This window comes from Mycolicibacter senuensis (assembly GCF_003284925.1).
GTDB classification, from domain to species: domain Bacteria; phylum Actinomycetota; class Actinomycetes; order Mycobacteriales; family Mycobacteriaceae; genus Mycobacterium; species Mycobacterium algericum_A.
Window position 1 is genome coordinate 1 of record NZ_QMEX01000303.1, and the last position, 801, is coordinate 801.

An 801-nucleotide genomic window follows, 5' to 3' on the forward strand; every position below is an offset into this window, starting at 1 on the left:
AAACGGGGCCCTTGACGCTGCATAGGAGCATCCATGCGGTCGCCTTCCCGTTCGGGCCGACACATCCGGGTAACCTGCGCTGCCTGTGCCGAAAACACCATCTGCTCAAGACATTCTGGACCGGTTCCCGCGGTTGGCGTGACCACCAGCAGGCCGACGGCACCATCGAGTGGACCTCCCCCACCGGCCACACCTACACCACCCGGCCCGGCAGTCGGCTGCTGTTCCCCGCCTTGTGTCTTCCCACCGTCGCGCCGGCGCCCGCCGCACCCCCGCCGCCGCCCGATTCCGGGCGTGAGGTCATGATGCCGGTCCGCCGGCGTACCCGCGCCCAAGATCGGCTGAGCTGCATCCAGGCCGAACGCGCCCGCAACCTCGGCGAACTCGATAAACCGCCACCCTAGTGACGGCCGGAGCTGCCTCAGCTCTTGAAGGGCAGCACCTTGTCGAGCAGGTCGAGTTGCTTGCGCAGGTCGTGGATCAGCGCGGTGCCCCTCGCCGTCTGCGCCACGGCATGAATGCCGCTGTGGTGCTTGGCCAGTTCCGCGATGTCCTCGTAGGCGGTGCGCACTGACTCCAGGGTGCGCGCCAGCAGGTCCGTAGTGGACGCGGTGTCGTTTGGTTGAGTCACGGCATCGCAGCTTATCCCCCGACCCTGAAAACTGCGCGCAAACCGCGACCACAAACCCGGCAAACCCCGGCGCCATCCGGGCTAATCTCTCCCCAGCACGCCGGGCGGGAAGGGAACGACCGTGACGCGACACCTCACCGGGATCCTGGTCGCCATGATGGTGGCCACCG

General features: G+C 67.5%; 1 protein-coding gene and 1 pseudogene. One reads left to right on the forward strand and one right to left on the reverse strand.

The window, feature by feature from the left end; all coding sequences use genetic code 11:
* Positions 1-404: pseudogene (locus DQP56_RS24300) on the forward strand (hypothetical protein); the annotation flags it as partial.
* Between the two features lie 17 nt (positions 405-421).
* Here the strand turns inward: DQP56_RS24300 and DQP56_RS24305 are convergent.
* Entirely contained in the window at positions 422-631 is a 210-nt protein-coding gene (locus DQP56_RS24305; RefSeq protein WP_112689628.1) for a hypothetical protein, read from the reverse strand.
* Positions 632-801: the final 170 nt, after the last annotated feature.